General features: G+C 67.3%; 13 protein-coding genes and 2 tRNA genes. 12 read left to right on the forward strand and 3 right to left on the reverse strand.

Annotation, left to right across the window (positions count from 1 at the left end; translation table 11 throughout):
- Positions 1-78: 78 nt before the first annotated feature.
- Together FKV23_RS06190 and FKV23_RS06195 are read right to left on the reverse strand one after the other, a co-directional pair.
- Entirely contained in the window at positions 79-942 is an 864-nt protein-coding gene (locus FKV23_RS06190) for a universal stress protein (protein ID WP_141623070.1), read from the reverse strand.
- Between the two features lie 19 nt (positions 943-961).
- Entirely contained in the window at positions 962-2,440 is a 1,479-nt protein-coding gene (locus FKV23_RS06195) for a SulP family inorganic anion transporter (protein WP_141623071.1), read from the reverse strand.
- A gap of 449 nt (positions 2,441-2,889) precedes the next feature.
- On the opposite strand from FKV23_RS06195, the gene FKV23_RS06200 reads away from it, so the two are divergent.
- The 11 genes from FKV23_RS06200 to FKV23_RS06250 all read left to right on the forward strand — a co-directional run bounded on the left by FKV23_RS06200 (position 2,890) and on the right by FKV23_RS06250 (position 15,145).
- Entirely contained in the window at positions 2,890-5,550 is a 2,661-nt protein-coding gene (locus tag FKV23_RS06200) for a TonB-dependent receptor (protein ID WP_244244113.1), read from the forward strand.
- A 238-nt stretch (positions 5,551-5,788) separates the two neighbouring features.
- Positions 5,789-6,289, forward strand: coding sequence for a CinA family protein (locus FKV23_RS06205; RefSeq protein ID WP_141623072.1), 501 nt, complete (start codon positions 5,789-5,791; stop codon positions 6,287-6,289).
- Positions 6,290-6,345: 56 nt separating this feature from the next.
- Entirely contained in the window at positions 6,346-6,996 is a 651-nt protein-coding gene (lexA, locus tag FKV23_RS06210; RefSeq protein ID WP_141623073.1) for a transcriptional repressor LexA, read from the forward strand.
- A gap of 224 nt (positions 6,997-7,220) precedes the next feature.
- Positions 7,221-8,252: a recombinase RecA gene (gene recA, locus FKV23_RS06215; protein ID WP_141623074.1), complete on the forward strand. Its 1,032-nt coding sequence runs from the start codon at positions 7,221-7,223 to the stop codon at positions 8,250-8,252.
- A 36-nt stretch (positions 8,253-8,288) separates the two neighbouring features.
- Positions 8,289-8,816 (forward strand): recombination regulator RecX, encoded by a 528-nt coding sequence (gene recX, locus FKV23_RS06220; protein WP_141623075.1) that lies wholly within the window; start codon positions 8,289-8,291, stop codon positions 8,814-8,816.
- 259 nt (positions 8,817-9,075) lie between these two features.
- Complete coding sequence (gene alaS / locus FKV23_RS06225; RefSeq protein ID WP_141623076.1) at positions 9,076-11,751, forward strand: alanine--tRNA ligase; 2,676 nt, start codon at positions 9,076-9,078, stop codon at positions 11,749-11,751.
- 141 nt (positions 11,752-11,892) lie between these two features.
- Positions 11,893-12,093 carry a carbon storage regulator CsrA gene (gene csrA / locus FKV23_RS06230; RefSeq protein ID WP_141623077.1) on the forward strand — a complete coding sequence of 67 codons (201 nt, stop codon included), beginning with the start codon at positions 11,893-11,895 and terminating at the stop codon, positions 12,091-12,093.
- Positions 12,094-12,160: 67 nt separating this feature from the next.
- Positions 12,161-12,253 (forward strand) — tRNA-Ser (locus FKV23_RS06235).
- Positions 12,254-12,526: 273 nt separating this feature from the next.
- Positions 12,527-12,603: transfer RNA gene (locus tag FKV23_RS06240), tRNA-Arg, on the forward strand.
- A gap of 232 nt (positions 12,604-12,835) precedes the next feature.
- Positions 12,836-13,564 carry a 4'-phosphopantetheinyl transferase family protein gene (locus tag FKV23_RS06245; RefSeq protein WP_167285018.1) on the forward strand — a complete coding sequence of 243 codons (729 nt, stop codon included), beginning with the start codon at positions 12,836-12,838 and terminating at the stop codon, positions 13,562-13,564.
- A gap of 186 nt (positions 13,565-13,750) precedes the next feature.
- The gene (locus FKV23_RS06250; protein WP_244244114.1) at positions 13,751-15,145 is read left to right on the forward strand and encodes a TIGR03013 family XrtA/PEP-CTERM system glycosyltransferase; all 1,395 of its coding nucleotides are present in this window, start codon (positions 13,751-13,753) and stop codon (positions 15,143-15,145) included.
- Positions 15,146-15,149: 4 nt separating this feature from the next.
- Here FKV23_RS06250 and FKV23_RS06255 read toward each other — a convergent pair whose 3' ends face one another.
- Entirely contained in the window at positions 15,150-15,650 is a 501-nt protein-coding gene (locus FKV23_RS06255; protein ID WP_141623079.1) for a J domain-containing protein, read from the reverse strand.
- 188 nt (positions 15,651-15,838) lie between these two features.
- Here FKV23_RS06255 and FKV23_RS06260 point away from each other — a divergent pair, with 188 nt between their 5' ends.
- Positions 15,839-23,401: a polyketide synthase gene (locus tag FKV23_RS06260; protein ID WP_167285021.1), complete on the forward strand. Its 7,563-nt coding sequence runs from the start codon at positions 15,839-15,841 to the stop codon at positions 23,399-23,401.
- Positions 23,402-23,406 lie beyond the last annotated feature (5 nt).

Here is a 23,406-nt window from a genome sequence, read left to right on the forward strand (position 1 = left end):
GCGAGCCGCGACGAGGCTTTCCCATGAAAGCCCGATCGCGGCTCGCGCCGCTCCTGCGGGGCCGTCCGATCGATGGCCTCAGCGCAGCAGCAGCACCGGGATCGTGCAGCTGCGCAGCACCTGGGTGGTGGTGCTGCCGACGATCAGCTGGCGGATCTTCGAGTGGCCGTAGGCACCCATCACCAGCAGGTCGATGCCGTGTCCGGTGACCTGCGCGGCGATCACCGCGTCCGGGTTGCCCGGTGCGACAACAGCCTGGATATCGAAGCCGGCCTCGCGCAATTTTCCGGCCGCCTCGTCCATGCCCGCGGGCGCGCTGTCGCCGGCCGCCAGCAGCACACCGGGTAGACCCTTGAGCAGCGGACTGGCGATGACCATCTCGACGCACTTGCGGGTGGTGGCGCTGCCGTCGAAGGCGATCATGAAGCGCTGCACCGGCTTGAAGGCACGCGATGCGACCAGCACCGGCCGGTGCACGGCACGGACCACGCGCTCGAGGTTGCTGCCCAGGTGGCCCCTGGCGAAGTCGGCGTGCTCGCCGCGCTTGCCGACCACGAACAGCCGTACTTCCTCCTCGGCATCGAGCAGGGTGTCGACCAGCGCACCGTGGCGAAGCCGGGTTTCCGCCTGCAGGCCGAAGCGCTCGGCGACGTGCTCGGCGGCGTGGGCGAGCAGGGCGCGGCCCTGCTCCTGGGCCAGTTTCGCGCGTTCGGCATCGATGGTGGCGAGCTGCTCCAGCAGCGCTTCGCGGCTGCCGAGGGCGAGGTTGCCGCTCAGGTCCTTGCTGGAGCCGACGTTGTCGCGATCCAGCGTGTGCAGCAGAACGAGCGGGGCACCCACCCGCGAGGCGGCCCAGCCGGCGTGGTCGGCCACGCTGTCGGCGTAGGTCGAGGGGTCGAGCGCGGCCAGCACACGGCCATCGGTCTTGATCAGTGAGGTCATCGCATCGATTCCTAGCTTGTCAGTGGCCGCCCATCAGGCGTTCGGCATCGGGTTTGTCGTGCACGCCAAGGCGGTCGACGATGGTCCTGCTGGCTGCGTTCAGGCCGACGATATCGACCTGAGTGCCTTCGCGGCGGAACTTGATCACGACCTTGTCCAGAGCGCCGACCCCGCTCAGGTCCCAGAAGTGCGCGTCGGACACGTCGATGACGACCCGGTCCAGCGCCTCCTTGAAGTCGAACGCCGCGATGAAACTCTCGGACGAGGCGAAGAACACCTGGCCGGTCACCGTGTAGGTGCGTTCGCGGCCATCGCCGCTGGCCTGTGAACCCACGTGCAGCACATGGCCGACCTTGCGGGCGAAGAACAGCGCCGACAGCAGCACGCCGGTCAGCACGCCCTTGGCGAGGTCGTGGGTGAACACGGTGACCACCACGGTGCCGATCATCACGATGCTGGATGTACGCGGATGGGTGCGCAGGTTGGTGATCGAGCTCCAGCTGAAGGTGCCGATCGAGACCATGATCATCACCGCGACCAGCGCCGCCATCGGGATCTGCTTCACCCACGGCCCGGCGAACACCACCAGGATCAGCAACACCACGCCGGCGACCAGCGCCGACAATCGGCCGCGGCCGCCCGACTTCACGTTGATCACCGACTGGCCGATCATCGCGCAGCCGGCCATGCCGCCGATGAAGCCGGTGGCGATGTTGGCCACGCCCTGCCCGGCGCACTCGCGGTTCTTGTCGCTTGGGGTGTCGGTCAGGTCGTCGACGATCTGCGCGGTCAGCAGCGATTCGAGCAGGCCGACCACCGCCAGCGTCGCCGACACCGGCGCGATGATCTTCAGCGTTTCCAGGTTCAGCGGTACGTCCGGCAGCAGGAACACCGGCAGGCTGTCGGGCAGCTCGCCCATGTCGCCGACGGTGCGGATGTCCAGCCCCAGCCAGATCGCCACGCCGGTGAGCGCCACGATCGCGACCAGCGGCGACGGCACCGCCTTCGTCAGCCGTGGGAACAGGTAGATGATCGCCAGCCCGGCCGCGGTCATCGCGTAGACATGCCACGACACCCCGGTCAGTTCCGGCAGCTGCGCCATGAAGATCAGGATCGCCAGCGCGTTGACGAAGCCGGTGACCACCGAGCGCGACACGAACCGCATCAGCGAACCGAGCTTCAGCACACCGGCGATGATCTGGAACACACCGGTCAGGATGGTGGCGGCGAGCAGATATTGCAGGCCGTGGTCCTTGACCAGCCCGACCATCACCAGCGCCATCGCGCCGGTCGCGGCCGAGATCATGCCCGGACGACCGCCGGTGAAGGCGATGATCACGGCAATGCTGAAGGAGGCGTACAGGCCGACCTTGGGATCGACTCCGGCGATGATCGAGAACGCGATCGCCTCCGGGATCAGGGCGAGGGCGACGACGAGGCCGGCGAGCACGTCACCGCGGATGTTGGAGAACCATTGCTGGTGGAGGGTAGTGGGCATGAAAAGGTCTCGCCGCGCACGAGCGCAGCACGAAAGGCTTGGGGGAGGGGAGAAGGAAGGCAGGTCCGCGGAGCGGGTCGGTCAGGTGTGCGGCCGCGGGCGCGGCGTGCGGCGCAGCGGGGGCGCTAGGGCGGACTGACCGGGGCGTGGGGGACGTGCATGGCGCGCAATGATACTGGAAGCGGACATGGCCCGCAGTGCCGATGACGCCTCATACGGGCATCTGCTGCAATGCGTCATGTATTGCCCCGTGGACATGGTAGCTTCGGCACCGTTCCAGGCCGTATGGCCTGCATGTGCGGCACGGGGTGGGGACCCTGGCAGCGCGGAAGCCGGAAGGCAGACCGCGGATGCCATCGAGCGATGCGCGCCATGCAAGGCAACACCAGTTTGGCCAGGAAAGGTGTATTGACCGCCCATCAAATCTGACATCTCCGGGGAGGAGTGCCGTGAATGCAAGCAAGCCCATATCGAGTCTGCTGGCCATCGCGATCGGCAGTGCCGTCGCATCCATGTCCGCTGCTCCGGCACAGGCACAGGAGGCCGAGGCCGCTGACGAGGAGCGGGCCACGACCCTGGCCGGCCTGGTGGTGACCGCGCAGAAACGCGAGGAGATTCTTCAGAACGTCCCGATCTCGGTGACCGCGCTGGACCAGCAACTGATCCAGGACACCGGCGTGCGCGACATCAAGGACATGCAGATCCTGGTGCCGGGCCTGACCGTGACCAGCACCCAGAACGAAGCCATCACCACCGCGCGCATCCGCGGCATCGGCACCGTGGGCGACAACGTCGGCCTGGAGTCGTCGGTGGGCATCGTCGTCGATGGCGTGTACCGGCCGCGCAACGGCGTTGGCTTCGGCGACCTTGGCGAGCTCGAGAGGATCGAAGTGCTCAAGGGGCCGCAGGGCACGGTGTTCGGCAAGAACACCTCGGCAGGCGTCATCAACGTGATCACCAAACGTCCGCACTACCAGCAGAGTGCCGAGGCCGAGATCACCGCAGGCAACTACAACGCACTGGGCGTATCGGGCAGCTACAACGACGCCCTCGGCGACAATGCGGCTTTCAGCATCTTTGCGGCCAAACGCAAGCGCGACGGCTGGATGGACGTGCGCAGGGGCAATGGGCCGCGCACCGAGGACAAGGACTACGACCAGAATTTCCACACCCTGCGCGGCAAGTTGTTGCTGGAGCCGTCGGATGACCTCGAGATCCTGTTCTCGGCCGACTTCACCAGTCGCGAGGAGAACTGCTGCACAGCGGTGCAGACCACCGTCGGTGCGACCTCGGCGATCCTCAACGCGCTGGCCGGTGGCCAGGCGGTGGCCGCCCCGGGCGATGATCCGTTCGACCGTGTCGCCTACAGCAATCGCGCAACCACCCAGGACATCAAGGACAAGGGCGTATCGGCTGAAGTCAACTGGAATACCCCATGGTTCGGCGGCGCCACCCTGACCTCGATCACGGCGCATCGCGACTGGCAGGCGATCAACGGCCTCGACTTCGACTTCAGTACTGCCGACCTGCTGTATCGCAACGCCGACAAGGATGAATCGTTCTCCGGATTCAAGACCTTCAGCCAGGAGCTCCGCCTGACCGGCTCCACCGATCGCATCGACTGGATGGTGGGCATGTTCTACTCGGACGAGGACCTGCGCCGCAACGAAACCTATCGCATCGGTCCGCACTACGAACCCTATGTCTCCACCCTGGTCTACCAGCTGGTGGGGCAGAGCTTGGCCGCGGCCGGCATCCCGCTGGACAACCCGATGGGCCTGTCGCCGGCCGCGTTCCTGGCCCAGGTCGGCGGGACCCCGTTCGGCACCGGTTTCGCCGGGTTCGGCGCGCATGACCGCTACGAGCAGAACGCCAAGAGCATGGCGTTGTTCACCAACAACACCTGGCACGCCACCGACGCGCTCGACATCACCGTCGGCCTACGCTACACCCGCGAGGACAAGGAGCTGGACTCGCAGTACAGCAACCCGAACGGCAGCCTGGCCTGTACCGGCGCCCTGACCGACCAGAATCCCGCCAACCCGAACCGCTATACCAACCTGAGGGCGGCGCTGAGCTCGCGCAGCTCGGCCTTCGCAGGGCTGCCAGGCCCCGTGCAGGACGCGATCATGGCATCGGCCGGGCCGCAGATCGCCGGCTACATGTGCCTGCCCTGGGCCAACGTCCTGCACAACGGTCGCGCAACCTTCCAGGAAAGCCAGGAGAAGGAGTGGTCCGGCACGCTCAAGGCGGCCTATCGCTGGAACGACAGCGTCATGACCTACGCTTCGTTCGCGCGCGGCTACAAGGGCGGCGGCTTCAACCTCGACCGGGTGCAGTCGGCGGACGGCGACTCGGCCAGCGGCGCCGGCATCGCGCCGGTCAACGACACCTCGTTCGGCGGCGAGTTCGTCGACAGCTATGAGCTGGGCGCCAAGACGACCTGGGCCGACGGCACCTTGCTGCTGAATGCCACGGCCTTCTATCAGGAGTACGAGGACTTCCAGCTCAACAGCTTCCTCGGCACCAGCTTCGTGGTGCGCTCGATTCCGAAGGTGACCTCGAAGGGGCTCGACGCAGAACTCCTGTGGCAGCCGCGCGCCGTGCAGGGGCTGATGCTCCAGGGCGGCCTGATGTATGCCATCACCAAGTTCGGCAACGACATCCCGGGAGTCGACTTCGAGGAACGGACACCGCTGAGCACTTCGGGGGCCCTGTACAAGCTGCCGGGTGCGACCATGCCGTTCGCACCGAAGTGGTCCGGCTCGCTCTCGGCGACGTACGAATGGGACTTCTCCAGCAACCTCATGGGCCGCTTCAACATCGGCGCGAAATACATGGGGGACTACAACACCGGCTCCGACCTCGACGTCGAGAAGCACCAGGACTCCTACACTGTCGTCAACGCCCGCTTCGGCTTTGGTGCCAGCGACAACAGCTGGATGGTCGAACTGTGGGGTACCAACCTCACCGACACCGACTACGTGCAGGTCGGGTTCGATGCTCCCCTGCAGGGCCTGTTCCCGGATCCGGGCAACCCGTTCAACACCTTCAATGCCTTCCCCGGTGCGCCGCGGATGTATGGCGTGACCCTGAGGGTGAGGTACTGAGGCAAGCTCCGGACAAGTCGATCCATGTCTTGTCTGGACCGGCTCCCGCGGAGCAGGGTACTTGCGTGCCCGATCCGCGGGCAGCCTTCCTGGATTGTGGAGCCTCTGAATCCGTTCGGAGGCTTCTTCAGGAAGGACCTCGAAGTCTTTCGAAAGGCCGCTCCCGACCACGACGTCCCGGCCGCGGGACGTCGTGGTGTCGGGATGGAATCCGGTTGGGGGCCGGTATAGTGGCGCCATGAACGCAGACATCACCGACACCGCCCTGAGGCAGCTGGCCGAACAGGTCGCCAGCACCGCAATCGCCCGACATCACCGCCTTGTCACCGCAGAGAGTTGCACCGGCGGCTGGATCGCCAAGTCGCTGACCGACATCCCGGGCGCCTCCGACTGGTTCGAAAGCGGCGTTACCGCCTACAGCTACGAGGCCAAGCAGGCCCTGCTCGGTGTGCATCCGCATACGATCGAGGAGCATGGTGCGGTCAGTCGCGAAACCGTCATGGAAATGGTGTCCGGCGCACTGGTCCACTCCGGCGCCACCGCGGCGGTCGCGGTGACCGGCATCGCCGGCCCGACCGGCGGCAACAAGGACAAGCCGGTCGGCACCGTCTGGATCGCCTGGAAGAAGCGCGGCGGCTACCCGACGGCCGTGGTCTTCCATTTCGACGGCGACCGCGACGCGGTCCGCCGCCAGAGCGTGGCCGCGGCGTTGCACGGGCTGATCGAACTGATGAACTAAGCGGCTTTGAGCGGGGGCTTGACGCTGGCGGAATTTAGTTAGTAGCATTGCTACTAATGGACATCACCGATACCCAGCACACCATCTGGCACCTGATCGCCGAGCGGATCGAAGTCGAGGGCATGCCACCCTCGCAGACCGAGATCGCGCGCGCCATGGGCTTCAGCAGCGTCAGGGCGGCCCAGTACCACCTGGAGGCGCTGGAGCAGGCCGGCGTGATCGAACGGGTTCCGGGCCGGGCCCGTGGTATCCGCCTGTGCCAGCTGCCGCCGGGCAGGGCTGGGGAGACCGGTGCCGCCGCCGCTCCGGCCAACGATGATGACGCCCTGCGCCTGCCGGTGCTTGGCCAGGTTGCGGCCGGGGTGCCGATCGGTGCTGACATCGGTTCCGACCAGGTGGTCCTGCTTGACCGCAATTTCTTCTCGCCCGCACCGGACTACCTGCTCAAGGTCAAGGGCGACTCGATGCAGGACGAGGGCATATTCGACGGCGACCTGATCGGCGTGCACCGCACCCGCGATGCACGCTCCGGCCAGATCGTGGTCGCCCGCATCGACGACGAGATCACCGTCAAGCTGCTCAAGCTCGGCAAGGACCGGGTCCGTCTGTTGCCACGCAACCCCGACTACGGGCCGATCGAGGTCCAGCCTGGGCAGGACTTCGCCATCGAGGGCCTCTACTGCGGCCTGGTGAGGCCGAGTCGCTGATGGTTGCAATTGTGGCCACCCCTACCGTGAGCCTGCCGCATTCGCGGCCATCGGAAATTTCCTACCCACCAAGGCGGCCTGGTCCCATCTCCTGCCGGCCTTTCTCCCGAATGATCCGGTGCCTGGCAGGTGCCAACCTGACGCAGTGGCGACGGTTCTCAACCTGTGCGAACGCCACCTCCTAGACTGATTCCATACCTCAGCGACCTACAAAGGACTCCACGATGGACGAGAACAAGAAGCGCGCCCTTTCCGCCGCCCTGGGCCAGATCGAGAAGCAGTTCGGCAAGGGCTCGGTCATGCGCATGGGCGACCGCGTGGTCGAAGCGGCCGAGGTGATCGGCACCGGCTCGCTGATGCTCGACATCGCGCTCGGTATCGGCGGCCTGCCCAAGGGCCGTGTGGTCGAGATCTACGGGCCGGAGTCCTCGGGCAAGACCACCCTGACCCTGCAGACCATCGCCCAGTGCCAGAAGGCCGGCGGGACCGCCGCCTTCATCGACGCCGAGCACGCGCTCGACCCGATCTATGCGGGCAAGCTCGGCGTCAACGTCGATGAGCTGCTGCTGTCGCAGCCCGATACCGGCGAGCAGGCGCTGGAGATCGCCGACATGCTGGTGCGTTCGGGCGCGGTCGACATGGTCGTGATCGACTCGGTCGCCGCGCTGACCCCGCGCGCCGAGATCGAGGGCGAGATGGGCGACCAGCTGCCCGGCCTGCAGGCCCGCCTGATGAGCCAGGCGCTGCGCAAGCTGACCGGCAACATCAAGCGCAGCAACTGCATGGTGATCTTCATCAACCAGTTGCGCATGAAGATCGGCGTGATGATGCCGGGCCAGAGCCCCGAGGTGACTTCCGGCGGCAACGCGCTCAAGTTCTATGCCTCGGTGCGCCTGGATATCCGCCGCATCGGCTCGATCAAGAAGGGCGACGAGATCATCGGCAACCAGACCAAGATCAAGGTGGTCAAGAACAAGCTGGCGCCGCCATTCAAACAGGTCATCACCGAGATCCTGTACGGCGAGGGCATCTCCCGCGAAGGCGAGCTGATCGACATGGGCGTGAACGCCAAGCTGGTCGACAAGGCCGGTGCCTGGTACAGCTACGGCGACGAGCGGATCGGGCAGGGCAAGGAGAACGCCCGAAACTACCTGAAGGAGAACCCGGAAGTGGCGGTCAGGCTCGAGGAGGCCCTGCGCGAACAGTTCGTCCCGGCCGAAGCCAACCGTGACGGGGATGATGACGCCGAGGGCTGATGCCCTGGAGTCCTACCGGAACCATGGAGTCGATCCATGCATGACGAGCACGACCGGCCGGGCTCCGGCAGCGCGGCGACACCCGCCGGTCGCCGAGGCACCCGGGCGCGCCAGACCCCGACCCAGCGAGCCCTGGGCCTGCTGGTTCGACGGGAGCACTCTCGCAAGGAGCTGATCGAAAAGCTTTCATCCCGCGGGCTCGAACGCGAGGAAGTGGTCGCGGCAGTCGACCGTCTTGCCGGCGATGGCTGGCAGGACGACGCCCGTTTCGCCGAGCACCTGGTCCGCGGCCGTGCCGGCTCCGGCCATGGCCCGATCCGGATCCGGGCCGAACTGGCCACCCATGGCCTCGACGGCGAAGCCATCGAGGCGGCCATGGACACCTTCGATGGCGACTGGAACGAACTGGCACGCGACCTGGTCCGGCGGCGCTTCGGCGCGGGAGGCGCCCTGTCCGACCTGCGCTCTCGCCGCAAGGCCGCCGACCTGCTGGCCCGCCGCGGTTTCCCCGGCGATGTCATCCGCACGGCGACCCGGTTCGACCCCGACGACGCCTGCGACTAGCGAACAGCACCGGGGGGGGCAGCCTGGACGGCTGCGCTCCAGCACGAACAACCCGGTCTGATCCCATCGAACGGCTGTCCCGCCGCGCCCCTCCACCCTTCGGGACGGCCTGTTGGTCGGCCGGGGAGATACACGCGGTATCGATGCCTGATAGGCTATCGCGCTTTCCCGTTCGGTTGCCTGCCCGGATCGCCGCCTCCATGCTTGGGTCGCGGCGGGTCATGGCGGCCCGGCCCAGCCCCGATATCCAGCGCCAGGCATGAGCAAGACCCCAGATAACAGCGGCAAGTCCGGTACCCAACAGGTCCGCAGCGACTTCATCGAATTCTTCCGTGGCAAGGCGCACACCATCGTGCCGTCCGCGCCGCTGGTGCCGGCCAACGACCCGACGCTGTTGTTCACCAACTCGGGGATGGTGCAGTTCAAGAATGTGTTCCTCGGCAGCGAAAAGCCGGGCTACGTCCGTGCGGCCGACGTCCAGCGCTGCCTGCGTGCCGGCGGCAAGCACAACGACCTCGATCAGGTTGGCTATACCGCGCGCCACCATACCTTCTTCGAGATGCTGGGCAACTGGTCGTTCGGCGACTACTTCAAGGAAGACGCGATCGTCTGGGCCTGGGAACTGCTGACCGGGGTCTGGAAGATCGACCCGGCGAGGTTGCTGGTCACCGTGTACCACACCGATGACGAGGCCTACGCGATCTGGCGCGACAAGGTCGGTGTGCCGGCCGAACGCATCATCCGCATCGGCGACAACAAAGGTGCGCCGTACGCCTCCGACAACTTCTGGCAGATGGCCGACACCGGACCTTGCGGTCCCTGTACCGAGATCTTCTACGATCACGGCCCGGACATTCCCGGCGGCCCGCCCGGTTCGCCGGACGAGGATGGCGACCGCTTCATCGAGATATGGAACCTGGTCTTCATGCAGTTCGATCGCCAGCCGGACGGCACCCTGCTGCCGCTGCCTGCACCGTGCGTCGATACCGGCATGGGCCTTGAACGGGTCGCCGCGGTGCTGCAGGGCGTGCATGGCAACTACGACATCGACCTGTTCCGGAACCTGATTGCCGCGGCCGGCAAGCTGACCGGCACGGCCGATCTGGACAACAAATCGCTGCGGGTGATCGCCGACCACATCCGAGCCTGCGCGTTCCTGATCGTCGACGGCGTGTTGCCGAGCAACGAAGGTCGCGGCTACGTGCTGCGCCGGATCATCCGCCGCGCCCTGCGCCACGGCTGGATGCTGGGCCAGAAGGGGCCGTTCTTCCACAAGATGCTCGTCCCGCTGATCGATGTCATGGGCGAGGCCTACCCGGAACTGGCCGGGAAGCGCGAACTGATCGAGCGCGCGTTGCTTGCCGAAGAGGAGCGCTTCGCCGAGACCCTCGATGCCGGCATGCGGATTTTCGACGAGGTCGCCACAAAAGCCGGTGGCGCTGCTTCCGGTGGTGTGATCCCCGGTGCCGATGCGTTCCGCCTTTATGACACCTACGGCTTTCCGGTCGATCTGACCGCCGACATCGCCCGCGAGCGTGGCCTGAGCGTCGACATGGTCGGCTTCGAGGCGGCGATGGAACAGCAGCGCGAAACCGCGCGCGCCGCCGGCAAGTTCGGCAACACGGCCACGATGCCGGCCGAGCTGGCCGCGCAACTGCCGGCCACGCAGTTCCTCGGTTACGACCGCCTGACCGAAGGCGGCCTGGAGGTGCTGGCCCTGCTTCGTGACGGGACCCCGGTCGACCGGCTCGATGCCGGCGACGAGGGCGTGGTGATCCTCGATCGCACCCCGTTCTATGCCGAGAGCGGCGGCCAGGTCGGCGATGCCGGTGAGCTGGACGAAGCCGGCACCCGCTTCATGGTCGCGGACACCCTCAAGTTCGCCGGCCAGTTCCATGGTCATGTCGGCCGGCTGGAAGCTGGCAGCCTCAAGCGCGGCGACCGCATCCTCGGCGCCGTCGACGAGGCGCGTCGCGCCGCCACCGTGCTCAATCACTCTGCGACCCACCTGCTGCACGCCGCGCTGCGTTCCGTGCTCGGCGAGCACGTGACCCAGAAGGGCTCGCTGGTCGCGCCGGACCGCCTGCGTTTCGACTTCTCGCACTTCCAGCCGGTTTCGGCGGCCGAACTTGCGGAGATCGAGCTCCGGGTCAACGCCGAGATCCGCCGCAACCACGCCGCCGAAGTCCGCCACATGGGCATGCAGGAGGCGCTCGACTTCGGCGCCCTGGCCCTGTTCGGCGAGAAGTACGGCGACGAGGTCCGGGTACTGCGGATGGGCGATGCCTCCACCGAGCTGTGTGGCGGCACCCATGTCGCCCGGACCGGCGACATCGGCCTGTTCAAGATCGTGTCCGAAGGCGGCGTTTCGGCCGGCGTGCGCCGGATCGAAGCGCTGACCGGACAGGGCGCGCTCGACCATGTGGCGCAGGAAGAGGCCCGCCTCGACGAGGCTGCGCGCCTGCTCGGCGGCCAGCCCGCCGAGGTGGCCGACAAGCTGCGCAACCTGATCGAGCGGCAGAAGAAACTCGAGCGTGAGCTGGAGGCGGCCAAGGCCAAGGCGGCCGCGGGCGCGACTTCGGATCTGGCCGGATCAGCGTCGGAAGTCCGTGGTATACGAGTGGTGGCCGAGCGTCTGGAGGGGTTCGACGCCAAGGCGCTGCGCGAGGCGGTGGACCGTCTCAAGCAGCAGTTGGGGGATGCGGTGATCGTTCTGGCAGGAACCGCCGGGGGCAAGGCCGCCCTCGTGGCCGGAGTCAGCGGCAACGCCGCCGGCCGGGTCAAGGCGGGTGAACTGATTGGTCATGTGGCCGGTCAGATCAATGGAAAGGGCGGTGGTCGTCCGGACATGGCGCAGGGAGGCGGGGAGGATGGCCCATCGCTGGTAGCCGCCCTGGCCGGGGTGCCGGGCTGGGTTGAACAGCGCCTGAGTTGATTGGCTGTCCGGGAACATTCCCGCTTGTGATTGGTCCCGGGCAATAGGATAATTGTTGATCGTGTTTTCACTGGAAGCGTCACCTGTTTGTCACAGAGATGGCGCAATCGCCGGCCCGTGCCGGCATGAGGAGATTTCTCAATGCTGATTCTGACGCGTCGCGTCGGTGAGACCCTGATGATCGGCGACACGGTGACCGTCACCGTGCTCGGCGTGAAGGGCAACCAGGTGCGTATCGGCATCACTGCGCCGAAAGATGTAGCAGTGCACCGTGAAGAGATTTACCAGCGCATCCAGCGCGGGGAAGGTGCCCCGAACGACTCGGACAAGGCGGCGGGCTGATCAAAAAAAGTTTGCTGCGCGGAGAGGGAGCCGTTATGCTCTCCGCCCGCACAGGCTTACGTGCCGCGGAGAGTTGCCCGAGTGGCTGAAGGGGCTCCCCTGCTAAGGGAGTATAGGGTTTATAGCTCTATCGAGGGTTCGAATCCCTCACTCTCCGCCATTTTCCAACGATGCTTTTCCTGCCCGTGATCGCCGCTCACCGGGGTTCATGAAACAGGAAGAGTGCGTTCGATGCACAGGCTCAGGTCATGGAATCGTGACCATCCAGGGCTCCGTGTAATCGAGAATGGAACTTTTGTGGAGCCATCTTGCGATGGCTGGGCCGTGTTTCCGGCATCGACTGGACCCACTGCCTGCCGATGACATTTCATCGGTGAAGCTTCAGAAAAATTGTTGACGGTCAGATGATTTGAAGTCATAATTTTTCGACTACGCGCCCGTAGCTCAGCTGGATAGAGCACCAGGCTACGAACTTGGGGGTCGGAGGTTCGAATCCTTCCGGGCGCGCCATTACAAAGACAGAAGGGCCGACGAGTCACAACCTCGTCGGCCCTTCTGCTTTTCAGGCACAGCGGACAGGCATGGCCGGATGGCCGTGCCCGCTGCGTTGTTCGTGGGAAGCCAGAAGGATCGTTCCGACGCTTCCGACGCAATCGCTTCCGACGCAATGCCCACGACTTCGCTCGCCTTCGAAATATCCCCACCTGCAGGCCGGAAACTGCATGCCGCATTCGAGCATGCGATGAAAGGCGCGTTCGGTCCGGCGGGCCGGGTTCCGGTGACGAGCGTGGCGGTATTCCGGCTCGAGCACTGGGCGCGATGGCTGGACGCCTGCGAAAGCCTGCTTTCCGCAAGCGAGTCTGCACGCGCGGCGCGGCAACGTCGGCCGGGATTCGCGGCGATGCTGCGCATGGCCTATGCATTGCACCGGCTTGTCCTCGGCTACTGGATGGGAGTCGCTCCGGAAAAGGTGCCGCTATGGCGCGATTCCAGGGGATGCCCCAGGGTGGGCATGGACGGCTGGCATACCAGCCTGAGCCATGCCGACGGGCGGGTCGCGGTGGCGGTGTCGCGGTTGGGTCCGGTGGGCGTCGACATCGAACTGCGTGGCAAGGCCGGGCTGATGCCCGAACTGGCGGAGCGTGTCTGCACGCCGCTCGAAAAGCTCATGATCGAATCGCTGCCCGAGCATGCAAGGGCGCTGGCCCTGCTGCGGCTATGGGTACGCAAGGAAGCCTTGCTCAAGGCGGCCGGGGTCGGCCTGGCCGAGCCGATGGAGCGCACGCATGCGCCGGAAGCGGATTGGCTCCGTCTACCGGCAGGCGATGCCAGGGTGCGGATCGAAATGTGCGATGTGCTCCCGGAGTGCGTGGTGGCGGTGGCTCACGGCGACGATGATCCCTGTCTGGCCGCATTTCCCGTCGCGGCCCGCGCTGGACGACTCGCCCTGGACCGGCGGCCGGATGCCTGACGGATTCGCGTTGTCACCGGGGTAGGCAATCCGTACTCCACACGAACGGGTGGACATGAAGATGGATCCGAAGGGGACGATGCAGGCGTCACCGGCTGTGGCGCGGCACCGGCAGGGCGCGGGCATGACGACGATGCATGATGAGGCGACGTGTGCCGCCGTGCCGTGCGGGCGGAGGCATTCGTCGTGAGCCGTGTACGTGCAAGCGTGAAGAACCGCACCCTGCTGGCGGTGTGGGTGTTGGAGGTCGCGCTGCTGATGCTGTCGGTACTGCTGGCTGCGGTGCTGCGGTTCCGGCACGATCCGGTCGGGCTCGAGGTGTTCTCGCAGGGAATGGCGTTGCGCGCAGTGCTGGTCGCGCTGTGCATCACCGGGGCCATGGCGGCATTCGGCCTGTACCAGGTCCATCTGCGCCATCGCTGGACCGACCTCGCCCTGAGGCTGATGTTGTCGTTCGGTTTCGGCGGCATCGGCCTGCTGGTGCTGTACTACGTGTTGCCGTTCACCTACATGGGTCGTGGCGTGCTGTTGATGTCGCTGGCGACCGGCTTCGCGGCATTGCTGCTGTTCCGCGTGCTGCTGTTCCACGTGCTCGCGACCGACGTGTTCAGGCGCCGGGTGCTGGTGTTCGGTGCGGGCGAGAATGCCGACCTGATCAATCAGCGCATGCGCCGACGCAGCGACCGGCAATCGTTCGTGGTCGTCGGTTTTGTGCCGATTCCGGGACAGGCGCTGCACGTGGATTCCAGCCTGCTTGCCTCCGGCGAGGATGGCCTGGCCGGGCTGGTGGAGCGCCTGCAGGTCGATGAGATCGTGGTGGCGCCCGACGAGCGTCGTGGGGCGCTGCCGATGGACGCGATGCTGGCCTGCGCCCAGCGCGGGGTCGCGGTGACCGACCTGTCGACGTTCTTCGAGCGCGAGGCCGGGCTGGTGACGTTGAAGATCGCCGATCCGTCATGGCTGGTGTTCTCGGGCGGCTTCGACCATTCGCTGCCACGGCGCCTGAGCAAACGCTGCTTCGACCTGGCCGCGGCGCTGTTGCTGCTGGCGATCGCGTGGCCGGCGATGCTGGCCGTGGCGGTCTGTATCTGGTTCGAGGATGGGCGTCCGCTCTTCTACCGGCAGACCCGTGTCGGTGAGGGCGGCCGCAACTTCGACCTGATCAAGTTCCGCAGCATGCGTACCGATGCCGAAGCCGATGGCGTGGCGCGCTGGGCCAAGGCCGGCGACGATCGCACCACACGGATCGGACGCTTCATTCGCCTGACCCGGCTCGACGAGTTGCCCCAGCTGTTCAACATCATCCGGGGCGAGATGAGCTTCGTCGGGCCGCGCCCGGAGCGACCGCAGTTCGTCGACATGCTCGACCAGCAGCTTCGCTACTACTCGATACGTCACAGCGTGAAGCCCGGGCTGACCGGATGGGCGCAGTTGCGCTATCCGTATGGCGCCTCGGTGCAGGATGCCGAGGAGAAGCTCAAGTTCGACCTGTTCTATGTCAAGAACCAGCGACTGCTGTTCGACATGATGATCCTGCTGCAGACGGTCGAGGTGGTGGTGTTCCAGCGTGGGTCGCGGTGAGGCGTCAGCGTCCGGTGGAGGGCGAGGCCTCCTGCGGCACCGTTGCGCCACGGCTGCCGGGCGGCTCGTCCGGCGCAGGCAGCGAGGCTTCCACCACGATCATCAGCACGAGCACGATGAACACCACTAATGCGGCAAGTGTCGTCCGGCGATGTGATCCCATCGCGTCCTGGACCGGAAGCCGTACCAGATCGCCGCGCCTGCGTTGCGGCGCCAGGGGGCCATCCCGGAGTTGGGAGGGCGCCTGTTCGAAGTGCATCGGCACGCGCGTGCGCGACGACGCGCCGGGCAGGCGCCCGTGCTGGCGATGGAAGCGTGTCGCGGTGGAGTACAGCGAGGTCAGTTCGGACAGCGGCATGTCGTTGGCCGACAGTCGATGCGGGTGTTCGCACCGATCCGGATGCAGTTGCGCGACCCGCCTCCGGTATGCGCGCTTGAACTCTTCCAGCGTGCATTCCGGACGAAGGTCGAGCCACGCATACAGCCGCGCGAAATCGGATTCCATCGAATACCCCCTGCATCAGTCCAATCGGCCCGGCGTCGCCGCTCCACGGCACCGCTCCATGGCGCCGCGCGATGGCCGTATCTATAGCTGAGGTACGTATTCGTCGGGGTGAACAGGACATTTGTCGACGACATGACGGGGTTGCCGGGGTGAATGCGTTCCAGGAGCAAGAACGGTACTGGAGGGACGTGCTGTCCGGGGCATCGTTGCGGATGGAGTTGCCGACCGGCTGCGACGACGCTCACCGGCGTCCGGATACCGGCGGAATCGCGGGGGATCTGCATTCGCTGTTATCGCCCGCGACCGTGACCGGGCTGGAGACGCTGTCCTCTCGCAACGGCTGCAATGTTCCCGAGCTGGTGTTGCTGGCCTGGATGACGCTGGTGGCGCGGACATGTGCACGCAGCGATGCCTGGGTGGCGGTGGCTGACACCATGGCCGTGGCGGATGGGCGGAGCCTCGACTGGTGGCCGATCCATGTCGAGCTTGCCGACGTGGAGGGGAGCGGGGCGGCGATCGTGGCGCTGGGACAGGCGCTGGCCGCGGCGCGCGACCATGCCGGGCTGCCCATGGCCCGTTTTGTCGAAGCCTGCCTGCCGCCATCGGGAGACGATGGTGCGCCGCCCCTGAACATCGGTTTCGCGGGCCCGCTTTCGGCCGTCGACGAGGGCGGCGAAAAGGCGGCAGGACCGATCGAGGGCTGTGATCTCACATTGTGCATGGGCCGTGACGAGGACGCGCGATGGAGCCTGTCCGTCCACGGTTCCACCTACGTTGAACAGCGCGGACTGGCGCAACGTCATGCGGCATGGCTTGAACGCTTGCTCGCCGGCATGGTCGAAACGCCGGCAGGGCCGCCACTCGCGCTGGCGTTGGTGGCGCCGGCGGCTATCCACGGATTGCTTGCGAAGGGGAGCAAGGCGCACGGGTTGCCCGCAGGGATCGCCCGGGTCCATCAGTTCTTCGAGGTGCAGGCCGCGCGCCGCCCGGACGCGGTTGCGGTCGTCGATGGCGCGCGTACCGCGACCTATGCCGACCTCAACGCGGAAGCGAACCGGCTTGCACGCCACCTGATCGGGCTCGGAATCGGCCGGGACGACCGGGTCGCGCTCTATCTTGAACGGCGGCTGGAACTGGTCGTCGGCGTTCTCGCCGTGCTCAAGGCCGGCGCCGCCTACGTGCCGCTGGATCCGGCATATCCGCCAGAGCGGCTGGGATACACGTTGTCGGACAGTGAGCCGGCGGCACTGCTGACCCAGTCGGACATGCCGGGCGACTGGCGCGCGATTGCCGGTGAAGCGAGGCTGGACTGCCCCGTGCTGATGCTCGACGACATGGATGCGCCGTGGTCGGCGCAGGCCATCAATGACATGCCCGTGTCAGCGGAAAACGGGCCGTCGGACGATCTGGCCTACGTGCTCTACACCTCCGGTTCGACCGGTAAGCCCAAGGGCGTGGCGATGCCGCATGCGCCGCTGGTCAACCTGATCGACTGGCAGATGCGCCAGCCGGGACACGAGGCGCCGTTGCGCACGCTGCAGTTTGCCGCGCTCGGTTTCGACGTCGCTTTCCAGGAGATATTCGGCACGCTGGCGACCGGCGGCACCTTGCACATGATCGATGCCGACACCCGCCTGAGCGGCGACCGTCTGCTCGACTTCGTCGTCGAACATCGCATCGAACGCCTGTTCCTGCCGTACTTCGCGCTGCAGATCCTGGCCGAGGCGGTCGACAACCGGCTGGCCGTGCAGGACGCGACGCTGGACTGCTGCCTGAAGGAAGTGGTGACGGCCGGCGAGCAATTGCGCATCGAACCGAAGATCCGGCATTTCTTCCAGCGCCTGCCCGGCTGCCGGCTGCACAACCACTACGGACCGACCGAGACCCACGTGGTCACCGCGCTGGCGCTGCCGGACGATCCGGCGACGTGGCCGAGCCTGCCCACGATCGGCATGCCGATCGACAACGCGCGCGTGTACCTGCTCGACGACCGCGGCCAGCCCGTGCCCGAGGGCGTGGTCGGCGAACTGTACCTGGCCGGGCCGGTGGTCGCGCGTGGTTACCTCAAGCGCGACGACCTGACCCGGGAGCGCTTCCTGGACGATCCGTTCGTGGCAGGCGAGGACGCGCGCATGTACCGCACCGGCGACCTCGGCCGCTGGCGCGACGACGGTGCGCTCGAGTTCCTCGGACGCCGGGACAGCCAGGTCAAGATCCGCGGTTTCCGGGTCGAGCCGGGTGAGATCGAGGCGCGATTGATGGCCTTCCCCGGCATCCGCGAGGCCGGGGTGATGGCGCGCGAGGACACGCCGGGGCTCAAGCGCCTGGTCGCGTACTTCGCACCGCGCGATCCGGCCGTGCCGGTCGACGTCGACGCGCTGCGCCGCGACCTGGTGTCGCAGTTGCCGGACTACATGGTGCCGGTGGCCTACGTGGCGATGGAATCGCTGCCGCTGTCGCCGAACGGCAAGCTCGACCGCGCCCGGCTGCCTGCACCGGACCGGGGCAGGCCGGACTGGATCGGCGAGTACGCACCGCCGCGCGACGAACTCGAACGCGCGCTGTGCCGGATCCTGGCCGGCGTGCTCGACCTGGAGTCGGTTGGCCGCGGCGACAATTTCTTCGAGCTGGGCGGCAGTTCGCTTCTGGCGATCCGCGCGTTGCAGCTGATCCGCGACGAGCGGGTCGGCGAGCCGTCCGCGATCGCGCTGTTCCAGCACCCGACGCCGGCGATGCTGGCGGATGCGTTGCGGGCGCAGGACGGCGAGCCGGCCGGGCGCATGCGCACCGTGCGTGGGCACCGGCGCGGCCGCGACGATGACCCGATCGCGATCATCGCGATGGCCGGCCGCTTCCCGGGCGCGTCCGACGTCGAACAGTTCTGGCGCAACCTGTGCGAGGGCCGCGACAGCATCAGCTTCTTCGATGCGGCCTCGCTCGATCCGGCGGTGCCGGCCGCCGACCGCGAGGACCCGGCCTATGTCCCGGCACGCGGCGTGATCGACGGTGTCGAGGACTTCGATGCCGCGTTCTTCGGCATCAGCCCGCGCGAGGCGGAGCTGATGGACCCGCAGCAGCGGATCTTCCTGGAGCTGTGCTGGGAATGCATGGAGCGCGCCGGCCATGTCCCCGGTGCCGATGGCGACGGCCCGGTCGGCGTGTTCGCCGGGATGTACAACGCCAGCTACTTCCAGCATCACGTGCTGTCGCGGCCGGACCTGGTCGAGCGCCTGGGCGCGTTCCAGGTCATGCTCGACAACGAGAAGGACTACATCGCCACCCGCGTCGCCCACAAGCTCAATCTCACCGGGCCGGCGATCAGCGTACATACCGGTTGTTCGACCTCGTTGGTCGCGATCGCGCAGGCGGTCGACGGCCTGCGCGCCGGCCGCTGCGACATGGCCCTGGCCGGCGGCGCCTCGGTGACCTGCCCGCCGCGCAGCGGCTACCGCTACCAGGAAGGCGCGATGTTCTCGCCCGACGGGCGCACCCGGGCCTTCGACGAGAAGGCGGCCGGCACGGTGTTCTGCGACGGCGCCGCGGTGCTCATGCTCAAGCGGCTGTCCGATGCGTTGGCCGACGGCGACCCGGTGCATGCGGTGATCCGCGGCGTCGGCGTCAACAACGACGGCAGCGACAAGGCCAGCTTCACCGCGCCCAGCGCCGCCGCGCAGGCGGTGGTGATCGCACAGGCGCATGCGGATGCCGGCGTACCCGCGCGCAGCATCGGCTATGTCGAGGCGCATGGCACCGCGACTCCGCTCGGCGACCCGATCGAGGTCGAGGGCCTGACCCGCGCGTTCCGCTTCGATACCGGCGACACCGGTTTCTGTCGCCTCGGTTCGGTCAAGAGCAACGTCGGCCACCTGCTGATCGCCGCCGGTGCCGCCGGGGTGATCAAGACCGCGCTGTCGCTGGAGCGGGAACTGATCCCAGCCAGCCTGTATTTCGAGTCGCCGAACCCGGCGTTGAACCTCGACACCTCGCCGTTTGTGGTCAACGCGGCAAACCAGCCGTGGCCGCGAGCGGACGAACCGCGCCGTGCGGGCGTGAGTTCGTTCGGCGTCGGTGGCACCAATGCCCATGCGGTGGTCGAGGAGGCACCGGAGCGGCCGCTATCCGATCCGGCAGAGGGGCCGCAACTGCTGGTGTTGTCCGCGCGTACCGCGTCCGCGCTTGAAGTCGCCGCGACGCGGCTGGCCGATCGTCTCGAGTCGACGCCGGATGCGAACCTGGCCGACGTGGCATGGACGCTCGCCACCGGACGCAAGGCTTTCGCGCACCGGCTCGCCGTGGTCGCAGGCGATGCCGCTGAAGCTGCCGAGATCCTGCGACGCGCGGAGACGCTCTCGGCAGCGCAGCGCAGCCGGCCCGCGCGCGGTGGTGAGTGTGTGTTCCTGTTCCCGGGGCAGGGCTCGACCTATCCGTGCATGGGGCGGCAGCTGCATGCCGGCGAGCCGGTGTTCCGCGAGGCGCTGGAGACCTGCATCGCCGCGCTTGGCGACGGGTTCGGTTTCGATCTGCGCGAGCGCCTGTTCTCGGACGACCCCGAGGCGTTGCTGCCGACCGCGGTGATGCAACCGGCGACCTTCGCGATCGAGTACGCGCTGGCGAGATGGTGGATGGCGCAGGGGCTCCGGCCGGCGGCGATGATCGGCCACAGCGTCGGCGAGTTCGTCGCCGCGACCCTTGCCGGTGTGTTCGAGGTCGGCGATGCGATCCGCCTCGTCGCCCGCCGCGGCGCACTGATGCAGGCGCAACCGGAAGGGCGGATGCTGTCGGTGCGGTTGCCGTGGGAGGCGCTGTCCGTGCGGTTGCCCGAGGGTTTGTCGATGGCCGCGGAGAACGCGCCGGGCGCCTCGGTCGTCGCCGGACCGGAGGGCGCATTGTCGGCCTTCCAGACCGTGCTCGAAGGCGAGGGCGTGGCCTGCCGGATGCTGCGCACCTCGCACGCCTTCCACTCGTCAATGATGGAGCCGGCGGTTGCGCCGTTCCTTGAAGCGGTGGCCGCCATCACGCGCAAGGCACCGACGCTTCCGATCGTTTCCACCGCGAGCGGCGACTGGCTGCAGGCCGAAGAGGCGGTATCGGCCGATTACTGGGCCCGTCATCTGCGCGAGCCGGTGCGTTTCTCGAAGGCGTTGTCGAAGGTCATCGACACCCCGTCGCGGGTGTTGCTGGAAGTCGGCCCGCGCACCGCGCTGTCGAGCCTCGCGCGCATGCATGCGCCCGTACAGAAACAGAAGCTGACCGTGCTGGCCACGCTGGCCGACGACGCCGGGGCCGAACATGCGTTGCTGCGCAACGCGCTCGGCCAGTTGTGGGCGGTCGGCGTGGACGTCGACCCGTCCCGGCTCGATCGTCGCAGCGTGCGTCATCGCCTGTGCCTGCCGACCTATCCGTTCGAGCGCCAGCGCTGCTGGATCGAGGCGCCTGCCGCGACCCGGCCACAGATCACGTCCCCGGCCACCGACAACGTGGTCCAGCATCCGGCCGTGGTGGCCGTCCAGGAGAACACCATGCAACAACCCGTGACGCCCGTTGCCGCCCCGGCCAACCGCAAGCCGCGCCTGCTGGCGCAGCTGCGCGAGTTGATCGAGGACGTTGCCGGTTTCGACATGGACGATGCCGATCCGCAGGCGAACTTCATCGAGCTCGGCCTCGACAGCCTGGTGCTGACCCAGGTCGCGCTGCAGGTGCAGAAGAGCTTCGGGACCCGGGTGACGTTCCGCCAACTGATGGGCGACGCGCCGACACTTGAGGCACTGGCGGCGTTGCTGGACGCACAGCTGCCGCCGGAGGAGGCCGTGCCGCCGGCGCCTGCGGTCGAGGCGGTACCTGTTGCCGTCGCCCCCGCGCCTGCTGTCACTCCCTCCGTCGCGCCCGCCGCCACGACACCGGCGACGATGCCCGCGATGCAGACGATGCAGGCGACAGCGCCCGCGGCAGGCGTCGACGGCGGCCTGCTGCAACAGGTCATCGCCCAGCAGATGCAGCTGATGTCGCAGCAGCTGGCCTTGTTGTCGGGCACCACTGCGGTCGCTCCGGTACCCTCCATTCCGATGCCCGCGCCGGCCGTGTCCATGCCCGCTCCGGCAGCGGCAACGTCCGTCGAACCGCCTCCCACGCCCGCGCAGCCTGCCGCGACTCCCGGCCCGGCTGCCACCGACGATGGCGACAACGACGCCGAGGTCGCCCATACCCGCTACGACCCCAGGAAGGCTTTCGGCGCGATCGCCCGCATCGACAGCAGCGGCCAGCTGGCGCTGGATGAAAGGCAGCGTTCAAGGCTCGATGCCTTCATCGAACGCTATGTCGCCCGCACACCGAAGTCGAAGGCCTACACCCGCGAGCACCGCCCGCATATGGCCGATCCGCGCGTGGTCAACGGCTTCCGCCCGCTGACCAAGGAGATCGTCTACCAGATCGTGATCGAGCGATCCAAGGGCGCGCGGATGTGGGACATCGACGGCAACGAGTACGTCGATGCGCTCAACGGCTTCGGCATGAGCCTGTTCGGCTGGCAGCCGGACTTCGTCGCCGACGCACTCCGCCGCCAGATCGATCTGGGCCTCGACATCGGCCCGCAGCATCCGCTGGCCGGCGAGGTCGCGCGGCTGGTCTGCGAGCTGACCGGCCACGACCGCGCCGCGCTGTGCAATACCGGCTCCGAGGCGGTGCTCGGCGCACTGCGGATCGCCCGCACCGTGACCGGACGCGAGACCGTGGTGATGTTCAACGGCTCCTACCATGGCATCAACGACGAGGTCATCGTCCGCGGTACCCGCAAGCTGAAGGCGGTGCCGGCCGCGCCCGGCATCCTGCGCAACACCGCCGCGCACGTGCTGGTGCTCGACTACGGCACGCCCGAGACGATGGCGATCATCCGCGAGCGCGCCGGCGAGATCGCCGCGGTGCTGGTCGAGCCGGTGCAGAGCCGGCGGCCGGACTTCCGCCCGATCGAGTTCCTGAAGGAACTGCGCCAGCTCACCGCTGATGCCGGCGCGGCGCTGATCTTCGACGAAGTCATCACCGGCTTCCGCGCGCATCCGGGCGGTACCCAGGCGATGTTCGGTGTCCAGGCCGATATCGCGACCTACGGCAAGGTGGTCGGCGGTGGCCAGCCGATCGGCGTCATCGCCGGCAAGCGCGAATTCATGGATGCGCTCGACGGTGGCCAATGGGACTATGGCGACGATTCGGTGCCGACCGTCGGCGTGACCTATTTCGCCGGCACCTTCGTCCGTCACCCGATGGCACTGGCCGCGGCCAGGGTCGTGCTCGACGAGATGAAGCGCCGCGGCCCCGCGCTGCAGGAAGACCTCAACGCCCGGATGGGCGCGATGGCGGCCGAGATCAACGCGTTCTGTGCCAGCCGCGGTGCACCGGTCGAGGTGCGCCATTTCGCCTCGGTGTGGAAGACCTTCTTCCTCGAAGACCATCCGCTGCAGGATCTGCTGTTCGCGATGATGCGCAGCCGCGGCATCCACATCCTCGACAACTTCCCGTGTTTCCTCACCGCCGCCCATGGCGAGGCCGAGTGCCGCGCGATCGTCGAGGCGTTCAAGGACTCGGTGGTGGAGTTGCAGGAGTGCGGTTTCCTGCCGCGCCACGCGGCGACACCGGCGACGGTGATGGACGCGTCCAGGCCGCCGGTGCCGGGCGCGCGTATCGGTCGCGATCCGGATGGTCGGCCGGGGTGGTACGTGGACAGCGCCGAACGTCCCGGACAGTACGTCAAGGTGGGCTGATGCGA

This window comes from Lysobacter alkalisoli (assembly GCF_006547045.1).
GTDB classification, from domain to species: domain Bacteria; phylum Pseudomonadota; class Gammaproteobacteria; order Xanthomonadales; family Xanthomonadaceae; genus Marilutibacter; species Marilutibacter alkalisoli.